At 68.4% G+C, this 22,432-nt stretch carries 20 protein-coding genes; 13 read left to right on the top strand and 7 right to left on the bottom strand.

Annotation, left to right across the window (positions count from 1 at the left end; translation table 11 throughout):
• Positions 1-37 precede the first annotated feature (37 nt).
• Genes ACL03I_RS07810 through nuoN form a run of 12 tightly spaced genes read left to right on the top strand, consistent with a single transcriptional unit; the run spans position 38 to position 15,444 of the window.
• Positions 38-592: a NuoB/complex I 20 kDa subunit family protein gene (locus ACL03I_RS07810; RefSeq protein ID WP_040866749.1), complete on the top strand. Its 555-nt coding sequence runs from the start codon at positions 38-40 to the stop codon at positions 590-592.
• Positions 589-1,365 (top strand): NADH-quinone oxidoreductase subunit C, encoded by a 777-nt coding sequence (locus ACL03I_RS07805; RefSeq protein ID WP_355073993.1) that lies wholly within the window; start codon positions 589-591, stop codon positions 1,363-1,365. Before ACL03I_RS07810 ends, ACL03I_RS07805 begins: the two co-directional genes overlap by 4 nt.
• Positions 1,365-2,690 carry an NADH dehydrogenase (quinone) subunit D gene (nuoD, locus tag ACL03I_RS07800; protein WP_355073995.1) on the top strand — a complete coding sequence of 442 codons (1,326 nt, stop codon included), beginning with the start codon at positions 1,365-1,367 and terminating at the stop codon, positions 2,688-2,690. The genes ACL03I_RS07805 and nuoD overlap by 1 nt, the downstream gene beginning before the upstream one ends.
• The gene (gene nuoE, locus ACL03I_RS07795) at positions 2,687-3,454 is read left to right on the top strand and encodes an NADH-quinone oxidoreductase subunit NuoE (RefSeq protein ID WP_355073996.1); all 768 of its coding nucleotides are present in this window, start codon (positions 2,687-2,689) and stop codon (positions 3,452-3,454) included. Before nuoD ends, nuoE begins: the two co-directional genes overlap by 4 nt.
• On the top strand, positions 3,451-4,773 hold the full coding sequence (nuoF, locus tag ACL03I_RS07790; RefSeq protein ID WP_412805517.1) for an NADH-quinone oxidoreductase subunit NuoF: 1,323 nt from the start codon (positions 3,451-3,453) through the stop codon (positions 4,771-4,773). Before nuoE ends, nuoF begins: the two co-directional genes overlap by 4 nt.
• Positions 4,770-7,307, top strand: coding sequence for an NADH-quinone oxidoreductase subunit G (locus ACL03I_RS07785; protein ID WP_412805516.1), 2,538 nt, complete (start codon positions 4,770-4,772; stop codon positions 7,305-7,307). Before nuoF ends, ACL03I_RS07785 begins: the two co-directional genes overlap by 4 nt.
• Positions 7,300-9,192, top strand: coding sequence for an NADH-quinone oxidoreductase subunit NuoH (nuoH, locus tag ACL03I_RS07780; RefSeq protein WP_412805515.1), 1,893 nt, complete (start codon positions 7,300-7,302; stop codon positions 9,190-9,192). The genes ACL03I_RS07785 and nuoH overlap by 8 nt, the downstream gene beginning before the upstream one ends.
• Positions 9,189-10,019 carry an NADH-quinone oxidoreductase subunit J gene (locus ACL03I_RS07775; protein WP_355074000.1) on the top strand — a complete coding sequence of 277 codons (831 nt, stop codon included), beginning with the start codon at positions 9,189-9,191 and terminating at the stop codon, positions 10,017-10,019. Before nuoH ends, ACL03I_RS07775 begins: the two co-directional genes overlap by 4 nt.
• Positions 10,016-10,315, top strand: coding sequence for an NADH-quinone oxidoreductase subunit NuoK (nuoK, locus tag ACL03I_RS07770; RefSeq protein WP_355074002.1), 300 nt, complete (start codon positions 10,016-10,018; stop codon positions 10,313-10,315). Before ACL03I_RS07775 ends, nuoK begins: the two co-directional genes overlap by 4 nt.
• Before the next feature lies 1 nt (position 10,316).
• The gene (gene nuoL / locus ACL03I_RS07765; RefSeq protein ID WP_412805514.1) at positions 10,317-12,203 is read left to right on the top strand and encodes an NADH-quinone oxidoreductase subunit L; all 1,887 of its coding nucleotides are present in this window, start codon (positions 10,317-10,319) and stop codon (positions 12,201-12,203) included.
• Positions 12,200-13,822 carry an NADH-quinone oxidoreductase subunit M gene (locus ACL03I_RS07760; RefSeq protein WP_397075817.1) on the top strand — a complete coding sequence of 541 codons (1,623 nt, stop codon included), beginning with the start codon at positions 12,200-12,202 and terminating at the stop codon, positions 13,820-13,822. Before nuoL ends, ACL03I_RS07760 begins: the two co-directional genes overlap by 4 nt.
• On the top strand, positions 13,819-15,444 hold the full coding sequence (nuoN, locus tag ACL03I_RS07755) for an NADH-quinone oxidoreductase subunit NuoN (RefSeq protein WP_355074008.1): 1,626 nt from the start codon (positions 13,819-13,821) through the stop codon (positions 15,442-15,444). The genes ACL03I_RS07760 and nuoN overlap by 4 nt, the downstream gene beginning before the upstream one ends.
• Positions 15,445-15,511: 67 nt before the next feature.
• Here the strand turns inward: nuoN and ACL03I_RS07750 are convergent, their stop codons facing one another.
• The 3 genes from ACL03I_RS07750 to ACL03I_RS07740 are packed head-to-tail and all read right to left on the bottom strand — an operon-like array spanning position 15,512 to position 17,177.
• On the bottom strand, positions 15,512-16,339 hold the full coding sequence (locus ACL03I_RS07750; RefSeq protein WP_355074010.1) for a helix-turn-helix domain-containing protein: 828 nt from the start codon (positions 16,337-16,339) through the stop codon (positions 15,512-15,514).
• A gap of 5 nt (positions 16,340-16,344) precedes the next feature.
• Positions 16,345-16,893: a DUF6879 family protein gene (locus tag ACL03I_RS07745; RefSeq protein ID WP_355074012.1), complete on the bottom strand. Its 549-nt coding sequence runs from the start codon at positions 16,891-16,893 to the stop codon at positions 16,345-16,347.
• Positions 16,893-17,177 (bottom strand): hypothetical protein, encoded by a 285-nt coding sequence (locus tag ACL03I_RS07740; protein ID WP_364426436.1) that lies wholly within the window; start codon positions 17,175-17,177, stop codon positions 16,893-16,895. Before ACL03I_RS07740 ends, ACL03I_RS07745 begins: the two co-directional genes overlap by 1 nt.
• 199 nt (positions 17,178-17,376) lie before the next feature.
• Here ACL03I_RS07740 and ACL03I_RS07735 point away from each other — a divergent pair, with 199 nt between their 5' ends.
• Positions 17,377-17,619, top strand: coding sequence for a MarR family transcriptional regulator (locus ACL03I_RS07735; RefSeq protein WP_159929549.1), 243 nt, complete (start codon positions 17,377-17,379; stop codon positions 17,617-17,619).
• A gap of 49 nt (positions 17,620-17,668) precedes the next feature.
• Here ACL03I_RS07735 and ACL03I_RS07730 read toward each other — a convergent pair whose 3' ends face one another.
• The 4 genes from ACL03I_RS07730 to ACL03I_RS07715 form a co-directional block, all read right to left on the bottom strand.
• The gene (locus ACL03I_RS07730) at positions 17,669-18,499 is read right to left on the bottom strand and encodes an alpha/beta fold hydrolase (protein ID WP_355074016.1); all 831 of its coding nucleotides are present in this window, start codon (positions 18,497-18,499) and stop codon (positions 17,669-17,671) included.
• 96 nt (positions 18,500-18,595) lie between these two features.
• Entirely contained in the window at positions 18,596-19,417 is an 822-nt protein-coding gene (locus ACL03I_RS07725) for a YceI family protein (protein WP_397277915.1), read from the bottom strand.
• On the bottom strand, positions 19,417-22,002 hold the full coding sequence (locus ACL03I_RS07720; protein ID WP_412805513.1) for an MFS transporter: 2,586 nt from the start codon (positions 22,000-22,002) through the stop codon (positions 19,417-19,419). The genes ACL03I_RS07725 and ACL03I_RS07720 overlap by 1 nt, the downstream gene beginning before the upstream one ends.
• The gene (locus tag ACL03I_RS07715) at positions 21,995-22,429 is read right to left on the bottom strand and encodes a MarR family winged helix-turn-helix transcriptional regulator (protein WP_412805512.1); all 435 of its coding nucleotides are present in this window, start codon (positions 22,427-22,429) and stop codon (positions 21,995-21,997) included. Before ACL03I_RS07715 ends, ACL03I_RS07720 begins: the two co-directional genes overlap by 8 nt.
• Positions 22,430-22,432: the final 3 nt, after the last annotated feature.

The following is a 22,432-nucleotide window of genomic DNA, read 5'->3' as shown; positions in this document are numbered from 1 at the left end:
AATTCGTAGCCGACGAGTGGAAGCGAGTCAGTAGAACATGGGTCTCGAGGAAAAACTGCCCAGCGGCTTCCTGCTGAGCACCGTCGAGGATTTCGCCGGATACCTGCGCAAGGGCTCCCTGTGGCCGGCCACCTTCGGGCTCGCCTGCTGCGCCATCGAGATGATGGCCACCGGCGGGGGCCGTTTCGACATCGCCCGCTTCGGCATGGAGGCCTTCCGCGCCTCGCCGCGGCAGGCCGATCTGATGATCGTCGCGGGCCGGGTGAGTCAGAAGATGGCTCCGGTGCTGCGCCAGGTCTACGACCAGATGACCGAACCCAAATGGGTGCTGGCGATGGGCGTCTGCGCCTCCTCCGGCGGGATGTTCAACAACTACGCCATCGTGCAGGGCGTCGATCACGTGGTGCCGGTGGACATCTACCTGCCCGGCTGCCCGCCCCGGCCGGAGATGCTGCTGAACGCGATCCTGGCATTGCACGCCAAGATTCAACAGATGCCGCTCGGCGTCAACCGCGAGGAAGCCATTCGCGCCGCCGAACAGGCCGCGCTCGCCTCGACGCCGACAATCCGGATGGAGGGTCTGCTGCGATGACCTTCGACACCCCCGACGACACCGAAACACCGCCCGCGCACGACGCGATCGATGCCGCCGCCACCGCGGGCCCCGAAGGCACACTGCCCGAGGAGGATTCCAGGCCGGCGGAGGCCGACGTGATCGGCGTGCGCCGCGGCATGTTCGGCGTCACCGGCACCGGCGACACTTCCGGCTACGGCCGCCTGGTCCGCCCCGTCACCCTGCCCGGCGGCACACCCGCCCCCTACGGCGGGTACTTCGACGAGTTGGTCGCCGCGCTCCACGCCGCGCTCGCCGCCACCGGCGCCCGCTCCGACGCCGCGCTCGAGAAGGTGATCGTCTTCCGTGGCGAACTCACGCTGCACGTGCGCCGGGAACATCTGCCCACGGTGGCCCGCGCGTTGCGCGACGATCCCGCACTGCGATTCGAGCTCTGCCTCGGCGTCGACGGCGTGCACTACCCGGAGGACTCCGGCCGTGAACTGCACGCCGTCTACCACCTCATGTCGATCACGCACAACCGCCGTCTACGGGTGGAGGTCTCCGCACCGGACGCGGACCCGCACATCCCCTCGCTCTACGAGGTGTATCCGACCACCGACTGGCATGAGCGCGAGACCTACGACTTCTTCGGCATCCGGTTCGACGGGCACCCCTCGCTGACCCGGATCACCATGCCGGACGACTGGCGCGGTCACCCCCAGCGCAAGGACTACCCGCTCGGCGGGATCCCGGTCGAATACAAGGGCGCGCGCATCCCGCCGCCCGACGAGCGGAGGGCATACAGCTGATGAGCGACACCGACACCGAACCCGAGGTCACCGCGCCCGAGCCCGCCACGGTCACCGTCGGAGGCCAGGACTGGGACCAGGTGGCCGAGACGTTGTCCGGCGCGGGCGAAGAACGCATCGTCGTCAACATGGGTCCGCAGCATCCGTCCACCCATGGTGTGCTGCGCCTGATCCTCGAGATCGAAGGCGAGACGGTCACCGAGGCCCGCTGCGGAATCGGATACCTGCACACCGGGATCGAGAAGAATCTCGAATTCCGCAACTGGACCCAGGGCGTCACGTTCGTCACCCGGATGGACTACCTGTCGCCGTTCTTCAACGAGACGGCGTACTGCCTTGGCGTGGAGAAACTGCTCGACATCACCGAGCAGATCCCCGAGCGCGCCACCATCGTCCGCGTGCTGCTGATGGAACTCAACCGCATCTCCTCGCACCTGGTCGCCCTGGCCACCGGCGGCATGGAGCTCGGGGCGTTGACGCCGATGCTGTTCGGCTTCCGCGAACGCGAGCTGATCCTCGACGTGTTCGAGACGATCACCGGCCTGCGGATGAATCACGCGTTCATCCGCCCCGGCGGCCTGGCTCAGGATCTCCCCGACAACGGCGTCACCAAGGTGCGCGAACTGCTCGCGCTGCTGCCCGAACGGCTGCGCGATATGGAGCGCCTGCTCACCGCCAACCCGATCTGGAAGGCCCGCACCCAGAACATCGGCTATCTCGACCTGCAGGGCTGCATGGCCCTCGGCATCACCGGCCCGGTGCTGCGCGCCACCGGCCTGCCGCACGACCTGCGCAAAGCCCAGCCCTACTGCGGCTACGAGAATTACGAATTCGACGTCCCCATCACCACCGGATGCGACTGCTACGGCCGCTACGTCATCCGGGTGGAAGAGATGAAGGAATCGCTCAAGATCGTCGAGCAGTGCCTGGACCGGTTGCGGCCCGGCCCGGTCATGATCGACGACAAGAAGATCGCCTGGCCCGCCGACCTGCAACTCGGCGCCGACGGACTCGGCAACTCTCCCGAGCACATCGGCAAGATCATGGGCAGGTCCATGGAGGGCCTGATCCACCATTTCAAGCTGGTCACCGAAGGCATCCGCGTTCCGGCCGGCCAGGTGTACGCGGCCGTCGAGTCACCGCGCGGCGAGCTGGGCGTGCACATGGTCAGCGACGGCGGCACCCGGCCCTACCGCGTGCACTATCGCGACCCCTCGTTCACCAATCTGCAAGCGGTCGCGGCGATGTGCGAGGGCGGCATGGTCGCCGACGTCATCGCCTCGGTCGCCAGCATCGACCCCGTCATGGGCGGAGTGGACCGATGAACCCGGCAACAGACGGCGATACCCCGAACGGCGGCTACGGGACCGGTGGCACGCGGGTCCTGCTGAAGCTCAGCGCCCGGCCCGAGCCGTACCAGCCCTTCGTGCGCGAACGGCTCGAAACCGACGCCAAGGAGATCATCGCGCGCTATCCGCATCCGCGCTCGGCGCTACTGCCCCTGCTGCACCTGGTGCAGTCCGAGGAGGGTTGCGTCACCGGCACCGGAATCGAGTTCTGCGCCGAGCAATTGGGCTTGACCGGCGCCGAAGTCACCGCGGTCGCCACCTTCTACTCGATGTTCCGGCGCACACCGACCGGCGACTACCACGTCGGCGTCTGCACCAATACGCTCTGCGCGGTCATGGGCGGCGACGCCATCCTCGCCGCACTCGAGCGCCACCTCGGCATCGGGCACGGCGAGACCACCGCGGACGGATCGATCACGCTGGAGCACGTCGAGTGCAACGCGGCCTGCGACTTCGCGCCGGTCGTCATGGTCAACTGGGAGTTCTTCGACAACCAGACCCCCGAGTCCGCGCGGGCGCTGGTGGACGCGCTGCGAGCCGGACAGCAGGTCACCCCGACCAGGGGCGCGCCGCTGTGCACGTTCAAGCAGACCGCCCGCATCCTCGCCGGTTTCCCCGACGAGCGCCCCGGTGTGCTCGACGGCGCGGCCGGTGACGCGACACTCGCCGGCCTGCGGGTGGCCCGCGAACAGGGCATGCGCGCCCCCGCGCCGGAAGAGGACACGGAGGGCAGGCGATGACGCTCACCCCGGTGCTGAGCACCTACTGGGACGATCCGCAGTCCTGGACGATGGACACCTACCTGCGCCACGACGGCTACCAGGCGCTGCGCACCGCCCTGCGGACGGACCCGGATCAGATCATCCAGACCGTCAAGGACGCGGGCCTGCGCGGGCGCGGCGGCGCGGGCTTCCCCACCGGCATGAAATGGAGTTTCATCCCGCAGGGGCCGGGTCCCGACGGCGTCACCAAACCGCACTACTTGGTGGTGAACGCCGACGAATCGGAACCAGGCACCTGCAAAGACATTCCGCTCATGCTGGCCGCCCCGCACGCGCTGATCGAAGGCGTCGTCATCGCCGCCTACGCCATCCGCGCGGCGCACGCGTTCATCTACGTGCGCGGCGAGGTGGTTCCAGTGCTGCGGCGGCTACAGGCCGCGGTGGCCCAGGCCTACGAGGCGGGCTTCCTCGGTCATGACATCCTCGGCTCCGGCTACGACCTCGAGCTGATCGTGCACGCGGGCGCGGGCGCCTACATCTGCGGTGAGGAGACCGCACTGCTGGACTCGCTGGAAGGGCGCCGCGGCCAGCCTCGGCTGCGCCCGCCGTTCCCCGCCGTCGCGGGTCTGTACGCCTGCCCGACCGTGGTGAACAACGTCGAGTCCATCGCCAGCGTGCCGCCCATCATCCGCAACGGCATCGCGTGGTTCCGCTCCATGGGCAGCGAGCGCTCGCCCGGCTTCACGCTCTATTCGCTGTCGGGTCACGTCACCCGGCCCGGGCAGTACGAGGCCCCGCTGGGCGTGACGCTGCGCGAACTACTCGGCTACGCCGGTGGCGTTCGCGCCGGGCATCGGGTGAAGTTCTGGACTCCGGGCGGCTCGTCCACGCCGCTGTTCACCGAGGAACACCTCGACGTGCCGCTCGACTACGAAGGCGTCGCGGGTGCGGGATCCATGCTCGGCACCAAAGCCTTGCAGATCTTCGACGACACCACCTGCGTGGTGCGCGCCGTGCTGCGCTGGACGGAGTTCTACGCCCACGAGTCCTGCGGCAAGTGCACCCCGTGCCGGGAGGGCACCTACTGGCTGGTGCAGCTGCTGCACCGTATCGAGGCGGGCACCGGCGTCGCATCCGACCTGGACAAGCTGCTCGACATCAGCGACACCATCAACGGCAAGTCGTTCTGCGCCCTCGGCGACGGCGCGGCCAGCCCGATCATCTCCTCGCTGAAGTACTTCCGCGAGGAGTACGTCGAACACCTGCGGCTGGGCCGCTGCCCGTTCGACCCGGCGCGCAGCACGGCATGGGCCGAGTCAGGAGAAGAGGTCCGATGAAACCGGTATCGCGGAGCGATTCGATCAGGGGTGGCGGCCGGGCGGCGAACGGGCCTGCCGCCGTGCGTGACAACAACGGCGGGCCCGCGCCCGCCGACCTGGTGACCGTGACCATCGACGACACCGCCGTCAGCGTGCCGCCCGGCACACTGCTGATCCGGGCCGCCGAGCTCATCGGCATCCAGATCCCCCGCTTCTGCGACCATCCACTGCTCGACCCGGTCGGCGCATGCCGTCAATGCCTGGTCGAAGTCGAAGGGCAGCGCAAGCCGGTCGCCTCCTGCACCATGGCCGTCGCCGACGGCATGGTGGTGCGCACCCAGCTCACCTCCCCCGCCGCCGACAAGGCGCAGGAGGGCGTGATGGAGCTGCTGCTGATCAACCACCCGCTGGACTGTCCGGTGTGCGACAAGGGCGGCGAGTGCCCGTTGCAGAACCAGGCGATGTCCACCGGCCGCGCCGAAAGCCGGTTCGACGGCCGCAAACGCACCTATCCCAAACCGATTCCGCTGTCCACGGCCGTGCTGCTGGACCGGGAACGCTGTGTACTCTGCGCCCGCTGCACCCGTTTCTCCCAGCAGATCGCGGGCGACCCGTTCATCGAACTGATGGATCGCGGCGCGCTGCAACAGGTCGGCACCGCGCAGGCCGAACCGCTGGACTCTTATTTCTCCGGCAACACCGTGCAGATCTGCCCCGTCGGCGCGCTCACCGGCACCGCCTACCGATTCCGCGCGCGCCCGTTCGACCTGGTGTCCAGCCCGAACGTCTGCGAGCACTGTGCCTCCGGCTGCGCCCAGCGCACCGACCACCGGCGCGGCAAGGTGTTGCGCAGGCTGGCCGGAGACGACCCGCAGGTCAACGAGGAGTGGAACTGCGACAAGGGCCGGTGGGCTTTCGCCTACGCCACCGGACCCGACCGGCTCACCACCCCCCTGGTGCGCGGCTGGGACGGCGAACTCGCCCCCGCCTCGTGGTCGCAAGCGCTGGCCGCGGCCGCGGAGGGGCTGGCCGCGTCCTTCGGCAACGCCGGCGTGCTGGTCGGCGGCCGGGTCACCGAGGAGGACGCCTACGCCTACGCGAAGTTCGCGCGAGTCGCCCTCGGCACCAACGATGTCGACTTCCGCTCCCGCGCGCATTCTGCCGAGGAGGCCGATTTCCTCGCCGCCCGCGTCGCGGGCCAGGACGGCGCGGTCACCTACGACAGCATGGAAGCCGCACCGGTCGTCCTGCTCGTCGGATTCGAACCCGAGGAAGAGTCGCCGATCGTCTACCTGCGGCTGCGCAAGGCGGCCCGCAAGCGCGGCCTGCCGATCTACTCGCTCGCGCCGTACTCCTCGCGCGGGCTCGAGCGCATGTCCGGACGGCTGATGCGCGCCGTGCCGGGCGCCGAACCGCATCTGCTCGACGCCATCCGCACCGGCGAGATCACCACGCCCGGCGCGGATCCCGCCCAGCTGGCCGATCTGGCCCGGCTGCTGCGCGAACCCGGTGCGGTGATCATGGTCGGCGAGCGGATGGCGGGCGTCGCGGGCGCGCTGTCGGCCGCGGTGCGCCTCGCCGACGAAACCGCGGCCGCCCTCGCCTGGGTGCCGCGCCGGGCAGGCGAACGTGGCGCGGTCGAAGCGGGCGCCATGCCCGGCCTGCTTCCCGGCGGCAGGCCCGTCGCCGATCCCCGTGCCCGCCAACAGGTCCGGGCTGTCTGGAACGTGCCGGAGCTGCCCGTCGGCGCGGGCCGGGACACCACGGCGATCCTGGAGGCCGCCTCCGGCCTCGGCGCGCTGGTCATCGGCGGAGTCGATGTCGCCGACCTGCCCGACCCGGCCGCAGCGCTGGCCGCGATCGACGCGGCCAGGTTCGTGGTGAGTCTGGAACTGCGCCGCAGCCCGGTCACCGAACGCGCCGACGTGGTCTTCCCGGTAGCCGCGGCCATGGAGAAATCCGGCACCTTCCGCACCTGGGAGGGCAGGCCGCGCCCGTTCGCCGCCGCGCTCGGTGACGACATGGTGCGCCGCCAGACCGCGCCGCTGTCGGATCAGCGCGTGCTGCACGCCATCGCCGAGGAGATGTCGGTGCGCCTCGGCCTGCCCGACATCGAATCCGCCCGCGCCGAGCTCGCCGAACTCGGCGCGTGGGACGGCGCACCCGTCACCGCCCCCACGCACGGGCCGAACCCGTTGCCGCGGCTCGAGCCGGGAACGGCGGTGCTCGCCAGTTGGCGCATGCTGCTGGACGAAGGCCGGATGCAGGACGGCGAACCGAATCTGGCCGGCATCGCCCGGCCCCCGGTGGTGCGCCTGTCGGCGGCCACCGCCGCCGAGATCGGCGTACAACCCGACGACCCGGTCACGGTCGCCACCAGCCGCGGCACGGTCACGCTCCCCCTGATGATCAGCGACCTGCCCGACCGGGTGGTCTGGCTGCCGCAGCACTCGCCCGGCTGCTCCATCGCCGAGCAACTCGCCGTGCAGCCCGGCGCGATCGTGCATCTGCGGCACGCCGACGAGAGGATGAAGGAGCACCGTCATGAGTGATCTCGCCGCGCTCGCCTTGACCTCCACGGTTACCCACGCCGCCTCCGATCCCTACGCGCCCGCCGGCTTCGGGCACGACCCTTTGTGGCTGGTGATCGTCAAGGCGCTGGCCGTCTTCGTCTACCTGATGCTGATTCCGCTGATCGCCGTGCTCGCGGAACGAAAGATCGTGGCACGCATGCAAATGCGGATCGGCCCCAACCGGACCGGGCCGTTCGGCTCGTTGCAGAGCATCGCCGACGGCGTGAAGATGGCCCTCAAGGAGGACATCGTCCCGGCGATCGTGGACAAGCCGATCTACATCCTGGCGCCGGTCATCTCGGTGGTGCCCGCCTTCATGGCGTTCGCGGTGATCCCCTTCGGGCCCGAGGTGTCGTTCTTCGGTGTCATCACGCCACTGCAGCTCACCGATCTGCCGGTGGCGGTGCTGTACATCCTCGCGATCACCTCCATCGGCGTCTACGGCATCGTGCTGGCCGGATGGTCGTCGGGCTCGACCTATCCGCTGCTGGGCGGGTTGCGCTCGACCGCGCAGGTCATCTCCTATGAGATCGCGATGGCGCTGTGCTTCGCGACGGTGTTCCTGCTCGCGGGCACGATGGCCACCTCCGGCATCGTGTCCGCGCAGGAAGGCACCTGGTATGTCTTCCTGCTGCTGCCGTCGTTCCTGATCTACTGCGTCTCGATGGTCGGCGAGACCAACCGGGCGCCGTTCGACCTGCCGGAGGCCGAGGGCGAGCTGGTCGGCGGCTTCCACACCGAGTACTCCTCGCTCAAGTTCGCCATGTTCATGCTGGCCGAGTACGTCAACATGGGCACGGTGTCCGCGCTGGCCACCACCTTGTTCCTGGGTGGCTGGCACGCCCCGTGGCCGCTGAACATGTGGGACGGCGCCAATTCCGGTTGGTGGCCGGTGCTGTGGTTCACCGCGAAGGTCTGGACGTTCCTGTTCGTGTTCATCTGGCTGCGCGGCACACTGCCCCGGCTGCGCTACGACCAGTTCATGAACCTCGGTTGGAAACTGCTGATCCCGACCTCGCTGGCTTGGGTCATGGTGGTGGCCACCGCACGGGTGCTGCAGGCCGAGGGCTATCGGGTGCAAACCCCCATCCTGGTGATCGGCGGCTTGGTGGTCACCGGTCTGCTGGTGCTGCAATTCCTGCGGGCGGGCCGGGCGCAGGCGGCGCCGCCACCGGTCGAGCAACCCGTGACCGCGGATTCCCCCGAGTCGACGGTCTTCCTCGGCTTCCCGGTTCCGCCGCTGCCCGCCGACGCGCACACACGCGACGCCACCCGCACCAAAGCCGGGCTGTTCGATCCACTGGGCGGGTTCGCGGTCACCGCGGGCACCATGTTCAAGAAGCCGAACACCGAGTTCTATCCCGAGCAGAAGACGCCGACCGCGCCGCGTTACCACGGCAGACACCAGCTCAACCGGCATCCCGACGGCTTGGAGAAGTGCATCGGCTGTGAGCTGTGCGCGTGGGCCTGCCCCGCCGACGCGATCTACGTCGAGGGCGCCGACAACACCGAGACCGAACGGTTCTCGCCCGGTGAACGATACGGCCGGGTCTATCAGATCAACTACCTGCGCTGCATCGGCTGCGGCCTGTGCATCGAAGCCTGCCCCACCCGGGCGCTGACGATGACCAACGACTACGAGATGACCGATGACAACCGGGCCGACCTGATCTACGAGAAGGACCGATTGCTCGCCCCGTTGCAGCCCGGAATGACCCCACCGCCGCACGCCATGCACCCCGGCGCCGACGAGGCCGACTACTACCTGGGCCGGGTGCCCGGCGCGCCTGCCACCAGCGGTGCCACGGCGACCGACGCACTCCGCAAACCCGCCGCCGCCGGCGCGGAAGGAGTGACACGATGACCGAACTCATCCTGGCCGCGGAGCCACTGACCCGCGCATCCACCGGCGAGACCGTCCAATTCTGGATCCTCGCCCCTATCGCCGTGCTCGGCGCGCTCGGCATGGTGTTCGCCCCCAAGGCCGTGCACTCCGCACTGTGCCTGGCCGCGACGATGATCGCGCTGGCCGCGTTCTACATCGCCCAGGACGCACTGTTCCTCGGCATCGTGCAGATCGTGGTCTACACCGGCGCGGTCATGATGCTTTTCCTGTTCGTGCTGATGCTCGTCGGCGTCGACTCCGCCGAATCGCTGAAGGAGACCATCCGCGGCCAGCGACTCGCCGCCGCCGCGGTCGGCATCGGCTTCGGGCTGCTGCTCAGCGGCGGCATCGCCCACGGCGTACGCGAATCCGGAACCACCTTCCCCGCCAACGGTTTCCCCGGCCGCAACGTGATCGCCGAATTGGCCGAACTGATCTTCCTGCGCTACGTGTGGGCATTCGAACTCACCGGCGCCCTGCTGATCACCGCCACCATCGGCGCCATGGTGCTCGCGCATCGCGAGCACTTCGGCCCCCGCACCGATCAGCGTGAACTGTCGCGCCGCCGCTTCCGCGAGAAGGGCCACCGCGCCACACCACTGCCCACCCCCGGCGTCTACGCCAGGCACAACGCGGTGGACATTCCCGCGCGGCTGCCCGACGGGTCGTTCGAGGAACTGTCGGTCAGCACCATCCTGCGGCACCGCCGCACCAGGGCGCTCACCGAAGCGGCCGTCATCTCGGTCGGCACCACGCCCGCGGCGGACGCGGCCGACACACCCAGCGACGAGGAAGGCAACCGGTGAATCCCGAGAACTACCTGTTCCTGTCCGCCCTGTTGTTCACGATCGGCGCGGCCGGAGTGCTGCTGCGGCGCAACGCCATCGTCGTGTTCATGTGCATCGAGTTGATGCTCAACGCGGTGAACCTCGCGTTCGTCACCTTCGCCCGGATGCACGCCAACCTCGACGGACAGGTGTTCGCGTTCTTCACGATGGTGGTCGCCGCGGCCGAGGTGGTGGTCGGCCTGGCCATCATCATGACCATCTTCCGCACCCGCCGCTCGACCTCGGTCGACGACGCCAACCTGCTGAAGTTCTGACGTGGACACCGCAACGCTGTGGCTGCTGCCCGCCCTCCCCCTGGCGGGCGCGATCGTCCTGCTGCTGACCGGACGTTACGCCGACAAGTGGGGCCATCTGCTCGGCACCGCGCTGGCCCTGGCCTCGTTCGTGGTCGCCGCGCTCGCGTTCGCCGACATGCTCGAGCGCGACACCGCCGACCGCGCGGTGCGCCAGGACCTGTTCAGCTGGGTTCCGGTAGCCGGTCTGCAGGTCGACTTCTCGCTGCGACTCGATCAGCTGTCGATCTGTTTCGCGCTGCTGATCACCGGCGTCGGCTCGTTGATCCACATCTACTCGATCGGCTACATGAGCCACGATCCGGCTCGGCGGCGGTTCTTCGCCTACCTGAACCTCTTCCTCGCGGCCATGCTGCTGCTGGTCCTGGCGAACAACTACCTCGTGCTCTACCTCGGCTGGGAGGGCGTCGGCCTGGCCTCCTACCTGCTGATCGGGTTCTGGCACGAAAAGCCCTCGGCGGCAACGGCGGCCAAAAAGGCCTTCGTCGTCAACCGGGTCGGCGACATGGGCTTGGCGATCGCGATGATGGTCATGTTCGCGACGTTCGGGTCGATCGACTTCGACGTCGTGTTCGGCGCCGCGTCCGCCGCGGGCGAGGGCACACTCACCGCGATCGGCCTGTTGCTGCTGCTGGCCGCGTGCGGCAAGTCCGCGCAGGTGCCGCTGCAATCCTGGCTCGGTGACGCGATGGAAGGGCCCACCCCGGTGTCGGCGCTCATCCACGCGGCAACCATGGTCACCGCGGGCGTGTACCTGATCGCGCGCTCCAACGCGATCTTCGACCTCGCACCGAACGCGCGCCTCGGCGTGGTGCTGGTCGGCGCGGTCACCCTGCTGTTCGGCGCGATCATCGGCTGCGCGAAGGACGACATCAAGAAGGCGCTCGCCGCCTCCACCATGAGCCAGATCGGCTACATGGTGCTGGCCGCCGGACTCGGCCCCGCCGGATACGCCTTCGCCATCATGCATCTGCTCACCCACGGGTTCTTCAAGGCCGGGCTGTTCCTCGGCGCCGGTTCGGTGATGCACGCGATGAACGACGAAACCGACATGCGCCGCTACGGCGGACTGCGCACCCTGCTGCCGATCACCTACGTCACCTTCGGCCTCGGCTACCTCGCCATCATCGGTGTTCCGCCGTTCGCCGGATTCTTCTCCAAAGACCGGATCATCGAGGCGGCGTTCAACCAAGGCGGTCTCGGTGGAGTCGCCTTGGGACTGGTCACGCTGCTGGGCGCGGGACTGACCGCGTTCTACATGACGCGGGTCATGCTGATGACGTTCTTCGGCGAACGGCGCTGGAAACCGGACACCCACCCGCACGAAGCCCCCGCGGTGATGACCGGGCCGATGATCCTGCTCGCCCTCGGCTCGATCGGGGCGGGCGCGGTGTTCGTCTTCGGCTCCTCGCTGCAGAACTGGCTCGAACCGGTCGTGGGCGCCCACCACGGCACCGAAACCGTTCCCGCGGCGCTGGTCACCATCCTGGCGCTGGGCGTGGTCGCCGTCGGAGTCTGGGTGGCCTACTCGCAATACGCGCAGCGCGACATCCCCGAGACCGCACCCGAAGCCGTCTCCGCGCTCACCGTCGCGGCGCGCCGCGACCTCTACGGCGACGCGGTCAACGAAACGGCGTTCATGCGGCCGGGACAGTACCTCACCCGGGCGCTGGTCTTCCTAGACAATCGCGGCATCGACGGCGTCGTGAACGGCACCGCGGCGCTGATCGGCGGGTTGTCCGCACGAGCCCGGCGTGTGCAGTCCGGCTTCGTGCGCTCCTATGCCCTGTCCATGTTCACCGGCGCGGCCCTGGTGGCCGCAGCCCTGCTGGCGGTGAGGTTGTGGTGAGCGAGTTCCCCTGGTTGACGACGCTGTGGCTGGCGCCGGTCGTCGGTGCGGCGATCGTGCTCGTGCTGCCCGCCGCGCGACGCACGCTCGCGCGCGCGGTGGCACTGGCCTTCTCGGTGCTCACGCTCGGTATCGGCATCGCGCTGGCGGTGCGCTTCGATCCCGGCGGCGCGCAATACCAGTTCGTCGAATCCCATCAGTGGATTCCGGCGTTCGGCGCCGGCTACACCCTCGGACTGGACGGCATCGCACTGGTGCTGGTGCTGCTGACCGCGGCACTGGTGCCCCTGCTGATCCTGGCGGGCTGGCACGACGAACGCGAAGTCGGCAGCGGCAAGCGGGTGGCCCACACCTACGTCGCGCTCATCATGCTCGTCGAGGCGATGGTGCTGGTCTCCTTCGTCGCCTTGGACATCCTGCTGTTCTACGTCTTCTTCGAGGCGATGCTCATCCCGATGTACTTCCTCATCGGCGGGTTCGGGCCGCGCACCGGCGACGCGCTGGTGCGCAGGCAGCGCTCGCGCGCGGCGGTGAAGTTCTTGCTGTACAACCTGTTCGGCGGGCTGATCATGCTGGCCGCGGTCATCGGGTTGTACGTACTCACCGCCCGCGAAGGTTTGGGCGAAGGGTCCTCGGGCACGTTCGATTTCCGCACCGTCGTCGCCGCCGCCAACGCCGGGCAGCTCGGCGCGGGTCCCGCGGTGCTCAATGCCCTGTTCCTCGGGTTCATGTTCGCTTTCGCGGTGAAGGCGCCCTTGTGGCCGCTGCACACCTGGCTGCCCGACGCCGCCGTCGCCGCCACGCCTTCCAGCGCGGTGCTGATGATGGCGGTGGTCGACAAAGTGGGCACCTTCGGCATGCTGCGCTACTGCCTGCCCCTGTTCCCCGACGCGTCGAGCACCTATGCGCCGCTGGTGATCACGCTCGCGGTGATCGGCATCGTCTACGGCGCGCTGCTGGCCATCGGGCAGACCGACGTGATGCGCCTGATCGCCTACACCTCGATCTCCCACTTCGGTTTCATCATCCTCGGCGTCTTCGCCATGACCAGCCAGGGGCAGACCGGCGCGACGCTGTACATGGTCAATCACGGCATCTCCACCGCCGCACTGTTCCTGGTGGCCGGGTTCCTGGTGTCCCGGCGCGGAACCCGGCTCATCGCCGAGTACGGCGGCGTGCAGAAGGTGGCCCCGGTGCTGGCGGGCACGTTCTTCATCGCCGGTCTCGCGACGCTCTCGCTACCCGGGCTCGCACCCTTCGTCAGCGAATTCCTCGTGCTGATCGGTACCTTCACCCGCTACCAGTTCGCCGCCGTGATCGCCGCGAGCGCGCTGGTGCTCGCTGCCCTCTACGTCCTGTGGCTCTACCAGCGGATGATGACCGGACCGGTGAAGAAAGGCAACGAGCGGATCTGGGATCTCGCCCCGCGCGAACTCGCCGTCGTGATACCGCTGATCGCCGCGCTACTGTTCCTCGGCATCTACCCGAAAGTCTTGACCGACTTCATCAATCCCGCGGTGAGCCAGACCCTCACCACCATCGGCCGGACCGACCCCGCACCGTCGACACCACCGGCGGAAGCGGGATCGACCCACCATCCCGGAGGTGTCCACAAATGACCGACCTCGCCTCCACCGCGACGCTCGCCGCGAGCGTTCCCGCGCCGAGCATCGAATACGGCGCCCTGTCCCCCATGCTCATCGTGTTCGGCGCCGCCGTCCTCGGTGTACTGGCCGAAGCGTTCGTCGCCCGGCACTACCGCTATGCCACCCATCTGGTACTGAGCGTGGGCGGCTTGGTCGCCGCGCTGATCGCGGTGGTGCTGCTGGCGGGCACCGAATCCACCGCTGTCGCCGGTGCGGTCGCGATCGACGGCGTGACGCTGTTCCTGCAGGGCACGATCCTGGTGGTGTCGCTGCTCGGGATCCTGTTCATCGCCGAGCGCGGAGCCGAGCCGCGTCTGCGGGCGCGGTCGGGCCCCGGAACCTGGAGCCGAGCCGCCGCCACCCTCGAACGCGGCGTGGACGCGTTCACGCCCCAGGCCTCGGCGGTGCCCGGCAGCGCGACCGAAGCCGCGGCGCTGCGCGCGGGTGTCGCGACCACCGAGGTCTTCCCCCTGACGCTGTTGGCCGTCGGCGGATTGCTGCTGTTCCCGGCGTCCAATGACCTGCTGACCATGTTCGTCGCCCTCGAAGTGCTGTCGCTGCCGCTGTATCTGCTGTGCGGTCTGGCCCGGCGCAAGCGGTTGCTCTCCCAAGAGGCGGCGCTGAAGTACTTCCTGCTCGGCGCGTTCTCCTCGGCGTTCTTCCTCTACGGCGTCGCGCTGCTGTACGGCCAGGCGGCTACGGTGCGACTCGGCGGCATCGCCGACGCGATCGCCCAGCATCCGGACAACGCGACGCTGGCGGTCCTCGGGATCGCGATGCTCGCGGTCGGCCTGCTGTTCAAGATCGGCGCGGTGCCGTTCCAGTCCTGGGTGCCCGACGTCTACCAGGGCGCTCCCACCGCGATCACCGGGTTCATGGCCGCCGCTACCAAAATCGCGGCGGTCGGCGCGTTGGTGCGTGTGCTGCAGGTCGCGGTGCCCGGTCTGCGCGACGACTGGCGGCCCATCCTCGCGGCCGTCGCGATCGCCACCATGGCCGTCGGCGCGGTCATGGCGATCACGCAGACCGACGTCAAACGAATGCTCGCGTATTCCTCGGTGGCGCATGCCGGGTTCCTGCTCACCGGCCCGGTGGCGGCCAACGACCGCGGTGTCGCGGCCGTGCTGTTCTATCTGCTGGCCTACGGAATCGGCACACTCGGCGCGTTCGCGGTGGTCAGCTCGGTCCGTGAGCCGGACGGTGACGAGGCCACCGGCCTGCCACGGTGGGCGGGGCTGGGCCGCAGATCCCCCTGGCTGGCAACGGTATTCGCGCTGTTCCTGCTTTCCTTCGCGGGGTTGCCGCTCACCAGCGGCTTCGTCAGCAAGTTCACCGTCTTCGAAGCCGCCGCTTCGGGCGGCGCGGCGCCACTGGTCGTCATCGGCGTGATCTGCAGCGCCGTCGCGGCGTTCTTCTACCTGCGGGTCATCGTGCTCATGTTCTTCACCGACCCGCCCGCCGACGCGCCGGTGCTGGTCAGCCCGCCGCTGACGACGACGATCGTGGCGGTCACCGCGGCGATCACGTTCGCGCTCGGTGTCTTTCCGCAGCCGTTGCTCGACCTCGCCGATCAGGCGGCGACGTTCGTTCGCTGACCGGGCCCGCTCGCCCCGATGCCGCCGCACGACCGCGGCGGCATCGTCGTCTCACGGCTCGATGCACTCAGGCGCCGCGCCGGCCTTGCAGCGCTTTCGCGATCAGCGCCCGGGCGCGATCGCCGTACTCGGCTTGGTCGGCAAGGATCGCGAAGGTCTTCTCGTGCAGCGCGATCTCGGACGGGCGCGTGATGGTCAGCTCCGCCGAAACCGTCTCGGTCAGCACCTGTGAGCGGTCGTAGATGACGAAGTTCGTCGCGGGGGCGCGGTACTCGGCACAGATCGGGATGATGCCCAACCGCACAGTCGGGTTGGCCATCACCGCGAGCAGGTGGGCGAGCTGCTCGGCCATGACGGTCGCGTCGCCGACCGTGCGCCAGAGCGCGGCCTGGTTGACCACGAAGTGGAACCGGTGTTTCGCCCGGAAGAGCACCTGCTTACGGGTCATGCGCGCGGCCACCGCTTCTTCCAGGTCGTCGCGCCCACCGGTCACCGCGATGCAGGCGGTCAGGATCGCGCGCGCGTAGCCCTCGGTTTGCAGCAGCCCCGGCAACGTGTCCGGCGCGTACCAGCGGATCTGCGTGGTCTGCGATTCCAAATGGATCGATTGCCGTTGCCTGCGCGCGTGCCCGGAGGCAACGGTGCGCTGCCATTCCAGGTACATCGACTGCAGATTGCGCGCATTGGCGACCAGATCGTCCAGCACGGCGGTGTTACCGCACGCTTCACACCACGCGGCGAGGTCCGCTTCCGACGGCGTCTGCTTGCCGCCCTCGATCCGGGAGACCTTGCTCGAATGCCAGCCGCACCTCGCGGCCAGCTCCAGGCCGGTGAGGTGGGCAGCGCGACGAAGTTCACGCAGGCGCGCGCCCAGCACCTCGCGTGCGTCCGACACACCGTTCACTCGGGTACGTGCTCACTCTCGCAATATCGTTGATGATCGATGCCCATGGGCCACAGCCGTTCCCGCACCCGCAGGTACCGGGCGACCAGCGCCGGATCAGTACTGATCGACAGCCCGGTGAACGCCCCGTTCTCGGCGAAGGTGTTGAAGGCCACCGTGTCCGAGTCGAACAGCCAGTAGTCGTCGTGCGGCAGATCCGCCGCGTCGACCAGATGCCGCGGTAGCCAGCGCACCGCCTCGCCGGTGGCGATGTTGTCGTCGGTCGCCGACAACAACCACCGGGTGTAGCCGGTATGCGGGACCGTCACGACACGTAGTCGCTCCAGCGTGACTCCGCGGGTGGCCGATTCGACCATCAGAGCATCCCAGGCTTTCCACGACTCGGGCTGTTCCTCTCGCTCGTACGCTACTCCGGCATCGAAGCGGCGCAACGCTTCCTGCTCGTCCTCCATCAGGTACTGATCTCTCACCTCCAAGTGGAAAGCGCGGAATCGAGCCGCCCGAAAGAGCGGCTCGAAACAGCGGTCACCGGCGACGTGCAGCATCAGCGCACCACCACGGCGGTTTCGTGACAGTCGAGGGTCAACTGGGCGAGCAGTTCGGGGTCGGTGACCGGTTCGCCGGCCACCAGCACCGATCCGCAGGTTCCACTCGGCTCCACCCGTAGCCACATGCCTGGTTCCAGCCAGTCCAGCAATTGGTGCGGTACACGCACCGTGCCCGTGCGGTCGGTGGCATCGCCCTGCACCACGAGCACGCCGGTGTCGGTCGCATACACGGCGGGGCAAGCTCCATGGTCGGATCCGGATCCGAGAAGTCGCAGGTTCATAGCTGATCCTTTGCGAGAGCTGGCGGACGATGTCGTGCAATCGTCCCCACCGGACCCGATGCCGGTCAACGCACTTCGCAAAGTCGCGCAAAATGTGGGCGGCGGTATCGGTGTGGCTTCTACCGTCGATTCGGCAACCCGGGCCACCGCGCCGATGTCGGTCCCGGGCTGCCTTCTCCTCGATGGAAAGGGCCGCGACATGATGAGACGCCCCAGGACTGCCGCCGATTTCGCGGTGCTGGGTGTGCTGGCGCCGGGCGGGTTGCTCACTGTGGAGCAGCTGGCGCAGCAGGCGCGGCTGACCGCCTGGTCGGTGCGCAGCGCATTGCTGCGCCTGCAGTCGCGCGGTTTGATCATGGACTGCCAGCACCGCGGCCGCTGGGCCATCACGCCGCGCGGCCGCGGCGAGTGGGCCGCGAAGGGCCGCAGATTCACGTTGTGAGCCGGATCCCGAGACTTCGCAGGCGACTTCGCAGGCGACTCCAGCCGATTCAGGACTTGTCGAGGATTTCGCGCAGCCGGTCGGCGAAGGCGCCGGGATCGTCGACGAATCCGGTGTGTCCACCGGGGAACAGCGCTGGCGTCAGGTCGAGCGCCGCGGCGAGCGCGCGCGAGGTGCGATCACAGAATTGCCCGGCGGATTCCGCGCCGATACCGATGACGAGACGAGTGGACGCGTGGCGCAGGGCGCGGATATCGGGTTCCCAGGTGGTGGTGCCGCGGATCTCGTGGGCGAACCAGTAACGTTCACTGGCCAGCTGCCGCGGGTCGCGCTCCGGGCCGAACATCTGCTCGAGCACCGGCTCGGGCATCGCAATGTTCGCGGCCGCGAAGAACTTCCGCCAAGCCCCGAGCACGTCGCCTCGGGCATAGGTGGCGACGAGGTCGTCGGTCGCGGCTCGATGCGCGTCCCGGTCGGCGATCAGCGCGTTGATCGGTGGTTCGTGCGCGATCGCCGTAGTGACGAGATCAGGACGAGACCGGGCGAGTGCGAGCGCGGTCACCGCACCGCCACTGGAACCGAAGACCACGGCGGGCCCGGCGTCGACGTGCGCGATCAGCCGGACGAGGTCGTCGGCGCGCAGTTCCGGCGTCGAGTCCGCTTCGGCGTCCTCCAGCGTGGAACCTTGGTGCCCACGCGGGTCGGTGGTGAGCACGGTGTGGTCCACGGCCAGCAGGTCGGCCAACGGCGCGAACGCGGCGGCGTCCATCGGCGCGCCCGCCAGTACGACCAGCGGGCCCGCGCCACGCAGTTCGTAGTACAGGTGCGCACCCGGGACGTCGAGGGTCCGCGCGGTGACCGCGGACGGCAGATGGGTCATGGGTTCTCCTCGTGCAGTCGGTTCCCTCTTCGGAATGCAGACGATGTGCACGAACGAAATTCATCGACCCAGCGCAGATGATTTCTCCGCAGCCGGCTAGATCGCGGGTAGCTGCTCGCCTTGTACGACTTCGATGTCGAGGTCGATTTTGACGGTGGTGCCGACGGCGGCCACTCCCGCGCGCACGACCGCGTTGTAATCGATCGCGAAATCGTTGCGATGCAACACTGTTTCGGCGTGGAAAGCAGCACGCACGCCGCCCCATGGATCCGCTCCGAAGCCACCGTAGGTGACCTCGAGATCGACCGGACGGCGCTGCCCGTGCAGGGTGAGCTCACCCGGCATCACCCAGGTGTCACCACCGGTACGACGCAACCCGCTGCCGGTGAATGCGATCAGCGGATAGGTGTCGACATCCAAGAACTCCGGCGAACGGAGGTGATTGTCACGCGCGGAGATACCGGTATCGATACTCGCCGCTTTGATCTCCGCGTGTCCGGTGGACCGCTCGAACGGCTCACCGATATCGAGCCGCCCGCTCACCTCGGCGAATCGGGCCTTGATGCTCGCTATACCCAGATGACGCACCGTTGCGATCACCGTCGAATGCACCGGATCGATCGTCCACGGCCCCGGTGGCGGTGCCGCCACCGTCCCGGCGATCGGCGCCAACACCATCTCCCCGAGCACACCCGTCCCTGCTGGAGAGATCCGCACGGTCCGGGCTACGGGCTCGAACCCGACAGCGGTGAGCACCGCGGTATGTACACCCGCGGGCAACAGCTCAGTGCCCACCGCCCCGGTCTCGTCGACGACCGCACGGGCGATCTGGCGCCCCGTCATATCCGTCACTGTCAGCACCGCGTTCGGCACCGGCCACCCTTGTGCGGTGCGAACACGACCGGTCAATCCGCTCATCAACGATCCTCGATCTCGTAACCGAGCCGCACATCGTGGGCGACCTCGCCACCGGACACGGTGACCTGCCCGGTCACCGGCGGATAACCGCGCGCAACGACGGTGTACTGCCCTTCGGGCAGATCGGTCACGACATACCGGCCGTTCTCGTCGGTGCGTGCCGTGGCGGTCACCTGCCCCGCGGCGTCGAGCACACTGACCAGGACATCCGGCACCGCTCGGCTGCCCTCGGCCCACGCGGAGCCGGCAAGCACCGCCATCGTGGCCAACTCGATGTCATGACGCAAGACACCGCTGTCCGGCACCGTCAATGTGGTGGCACTGGGACGCATATGCTCAGCGACCGCGACCAGGGTATAGACACCTGAGACCACACCGCGACATACGTAGGTGCCGTCGCCGCCTGTGACAGCCGACCCGACCACCTCGCCACGCAAATCGGTCAACGTGACGGTCGCACCCGGCAGCGGCACACCGGGGCCGGCGGTACGAACGACACCCGACAACTCGCCGGAGCCCACCAAGGTCAGATCCAGGCGATGGGGCCGCTGGCCGACCGGCACGTTCACCGCGGTCGGCTGGTGCCCCATCGCCGACACGATCAACACATAGTCACCCGTCTCCGGCGCGGTGATCGCATAACCACCATCAGCAGCGCTGTTCGCCCGCGCGACCTGACGGCCACCGTGATCAACCAACGTCAACACCGCACCCGGCACCGGACGACCGTCTTCACGATGGACACGACCACCCAACGCCCCACCATCGAAGTCCGACCCCGACAAGCCGCCAGTCGACTGACCGTTCTGTGACGACGCGGCCATCCGGTATACACGACCGTTCTGCTCTACCACCGCATGCCGCCCGATCGACGCGGCTGGGACCGGCTCGGGCAAAACCCGCTCGGCGCCTTCCCAGAGTTGGTTTTCCTCCCAGCTCGACTCGGCGAATGCGTCCAGTTCCGCATCCAGTGCGGCCATGTCGTCCGTGGCAGTCGGATCGTCCTGCACCGCAGACTTTTTCGTGGTCGGATCGAGCGCGGGATCGATGTCGATCGTGCGGCGCAGCGGACGGTTCGGCAGCAAGGCCGCCGCGATGAGCGCGACGACCGTCGCGGCGGCGGCGATGAGGAAGATCCGCCCGGTCGCGTCACCGTAGGAGGCGCGCACGATGGTCGCGATAGGTGTGGGTAGCGCGTCCAGGTTGAGGTTGCTGCCTCCGGAGGATTTGGGGTGGATTCCCAGTTTGGCGAATCCCTGCGCGGACAGCTCGCTGACGCGGGTGGCCAGTACCGAGCCGAGCACCGAGACGCCGATGGCGCCGCCGAAGGTGCGGAAGAAGGCGACGCTGCTGGAGGCGGCGCCGATGTTGTGCACGCTGACGGTGTTCTGTACGGCCAGGACCAGGTTCTGCATCATCATGCCGACGCCGAGGCCGACGATGGTGATGTAGATGCCGACCTGCCACAGGTTGGTGGCGTGGTCGATGGTGGACAGCAGCGTGAATCCGGTTACCAGCAGCGCGGCGCCGGCGACGACGAAGCTTTTCCATTTGCCGCGTCGGGTGATGAGCTGGCCGGAGCCGACCGAGGCGGTCAGCATGCCCGCGACGAGCGGGATGGTCAGAACACCGGCGATGGTCGGGGAGTAGCCGCGTGCGGTTTGGAAGTATTGGCCCAGGAAGGTGGTCGCGCCGAACATGCCGACGCCGACGGCGATGGAGGCGATGATCGCCAGGCCTGTGGTGGGTTCGGTGACGATCGGCAGCGGGATGATCGGTGACTTGGCGCGGGACTCGACCCACACGGTCGCGAGCAGCAGCAGTACGCCGGCGGCGACGTAGATCGCCGATTCCCGCGACATCCACGCGTAGTACCCGGCTTTGCCTGCGAACGACACCCAGATCAGCAGCACCGAGACGCCGGCGGTCAGCAGTGCGGCGCCGAGCCAGTCGATGGACACTCCGTCCTTGCGTTCGGTGGGCAGTCGCAGGGTGCGTTGCAACAGCGCCAGTGCGATCACCGCCAGCGGCACGCACACGAAGAAGCACCAGCGCCAGCCCAGGGGGCTGTCGACGATGACGCCGCCGAGGATGGGGCCGCCGGACATCGAGACCGCCATCACCGCGCCCATGTAGCCGGAGTAGCGTCCGCGTTCGCGTGGGGCGACGATGGAGCCGATGATCGCGACGACGAGCGCGGTCAGCCCGCCCATGCCGATGCCTTGGACGACGCGTGCGGCCAGCAGTATCGGCACGGTGTGGGCGAGTCCGGCGATGATCGAGCCGGTGACGAAGATGACGATGGCCGATTGGACCAGCAGTTTCTTGTTGAACAGGTCGGCGAATTTGCCCCAGATCGGGGTGGAGGCGGCGTTGGCCAGCAGCGCTGTGGTGATGACCCAGGCGTAGGCGGTCTGCGAACCCTCCAGGTCACCGATGATCGTCGGCAGCGCGGTGGCGACGATCGTCGTGCTGAGCAGCGCCGTGAACAACGCCGCCAGCAGCCCGGTCATCGCTTCCAGGACCTCGCGGTGGGTCATCGCGGCGGGGTCGCGCCGCGTCCCCGCATCGACTGAATTAGACATCCACTTCCTGACTTTCTTTCGAAACCGGCTCGCTCCCGCCCACCGCGGTGTGATGCGCGACTGCGGCCAGTGAATTCCTGAGCTTCTGAACAACCACGACGGCCTGCTCGGCCTCGTCCTCACTCCAATCGGCGAGAGCGGCCTGCAATCCCCGCGCCCGCGACACTCGGATGCGTCGCAGCAGATCGCGTCCTTGGTCCGTGATTTCGATGAGGGTGGCCCGGCCGTCGCTGGGATCGGCATGGCGGGCGATGTCGCCGGAACTCACCAACTCGGCGACATGCCTGCTCAGTGTCGATGGGCTGATGCACAAGTCCACGGCCAGATCCACTTGCCGGCATCGCCCCCTGGCCTCGAGGGACCCCAGCACGCCGACGCCACCCGGAAGCAGGTGCCCTTCTTCCGGGTGCGACAGAACAGCGCGCATCGC

Origin of the sequence: Nocardia sichangensis (assembly GCF_047200615.1) — a bacterium.
Classification (GTDB): domain Bacteria; phylum Actinomycetota; class Actinomycetes; order Mycobacteriales; family Mycobacteriaceae; genus Nocardia; species Nocardia sichangensis.
This window is presented reverse-complemented; position numbering and strand designations above follow the sequence as displayed.

Coding starts and splice junctions, on each gene's coding strand:
- ACL03I_RS07805 (WP_355073993.1), top strand. CDS start 589: ATGACCTTCGACACCCCCGACGACACCGAAACACCGCCCGCGCACGAC.
- ACL03I_RS07745 (WP_355074012.1), bottom strand. CDS start 16,893: ATGCTGCACGTCGCCGGTGACCGCTGTTTCGAGCCGCTCTTTCGGGCG.
- ACL03I_RS07740 (WP_364426436.1), bottom strand. CDS start 17,177: ATGAACCTGCGACTTCTCGGATCCGGATCCGACCATGGAGCTTGCCCC.
- nuoD (WP_355073995.1), top strand. CDS start 1,365: ATGAGCGACACCGACACCGAACCCGAGGTCACCGCGCCCGAGCCCGCC.
- ACL03I_RS07720 (WP_412805513.1), bottom strand. CDS start 22,002: ATGTCTAATTCAGTCGATGCGGGGACGCGGCGCGACCCCGCCGCGATG.
- nuoN (WP_355074008.1), top strand. CDS start 13,819: ATGACCGACCTCGCCTCCACCGCGACGCTCGCCGCGAGCGTTCCCGCG.
- nuoH (WP_412805515.1), top strand. CDS start 7,300: ATGAGTGATCTCGCCGCGCTCGCCTTGACCTCCACGGTTACCCACGCC.
- nuoE (WP_355073996.1), top strand. CDS start 2,687: ATGAACCCGGCAACAGACGGCGATACCCCGAACGGCGGCTACGGGACC.
- ACL03I_RS07715 (WP_412805512.1), bottom strand. CDS start 22,429: ATGCGCGCTGTTCTGTCGCACCCGGAAGAAGGGCACCTGCTTCCGGGT.
- ACL03I_RS07730 (WP_355074016.1), bottom strand. CDS start 18,499: ATGACCCATCTGCCGTCCGCGGTCACCGCGCGGACCCTCGACGTCCCG.
- ACL03I_RS07810 (WP_040866749.1), top strand. CDS start 38: ATGGGTCTCGAGGAAAAACTGCCCAGCGGCTTCCTGCTGAGCACCGTC.
- ACL03I_RS07725 (WP_397277915.1), bottom strand. CDS start 19,417: ATGAGCGGATTGACCGGTCGTGTTCGCACCGCACAAGGGTGGCCGGTG.
- ACL03I_RS07735 (WP_159929549.1), top strand. CDS start 17,377: ATGATGAGACGCCCCAGGACTGCCGCCGATTTCGCGGTGCTGGGTGTG.
- ACL03I_RS07775 (WP_355074000.1), top strand. CDS start 9,189: ATGACCGAACTCATCCTGGCCGCGGAGCCACTGACCCGCGCATCCACC.
- ACL03I_RS07785 (WP_412805516.1), top strand. CDS start 4,770: ATGAAACCGGTATCGCGGAGCGATTCGATCAGGGGTGGCGGCCGGGCG.
- nuoF (WP_412805517.1), top strand. CDS start 3,451: ATGACGCTCACCCCGGTGCTGAGCACCTACTGGGACGATCCGCAGTCC.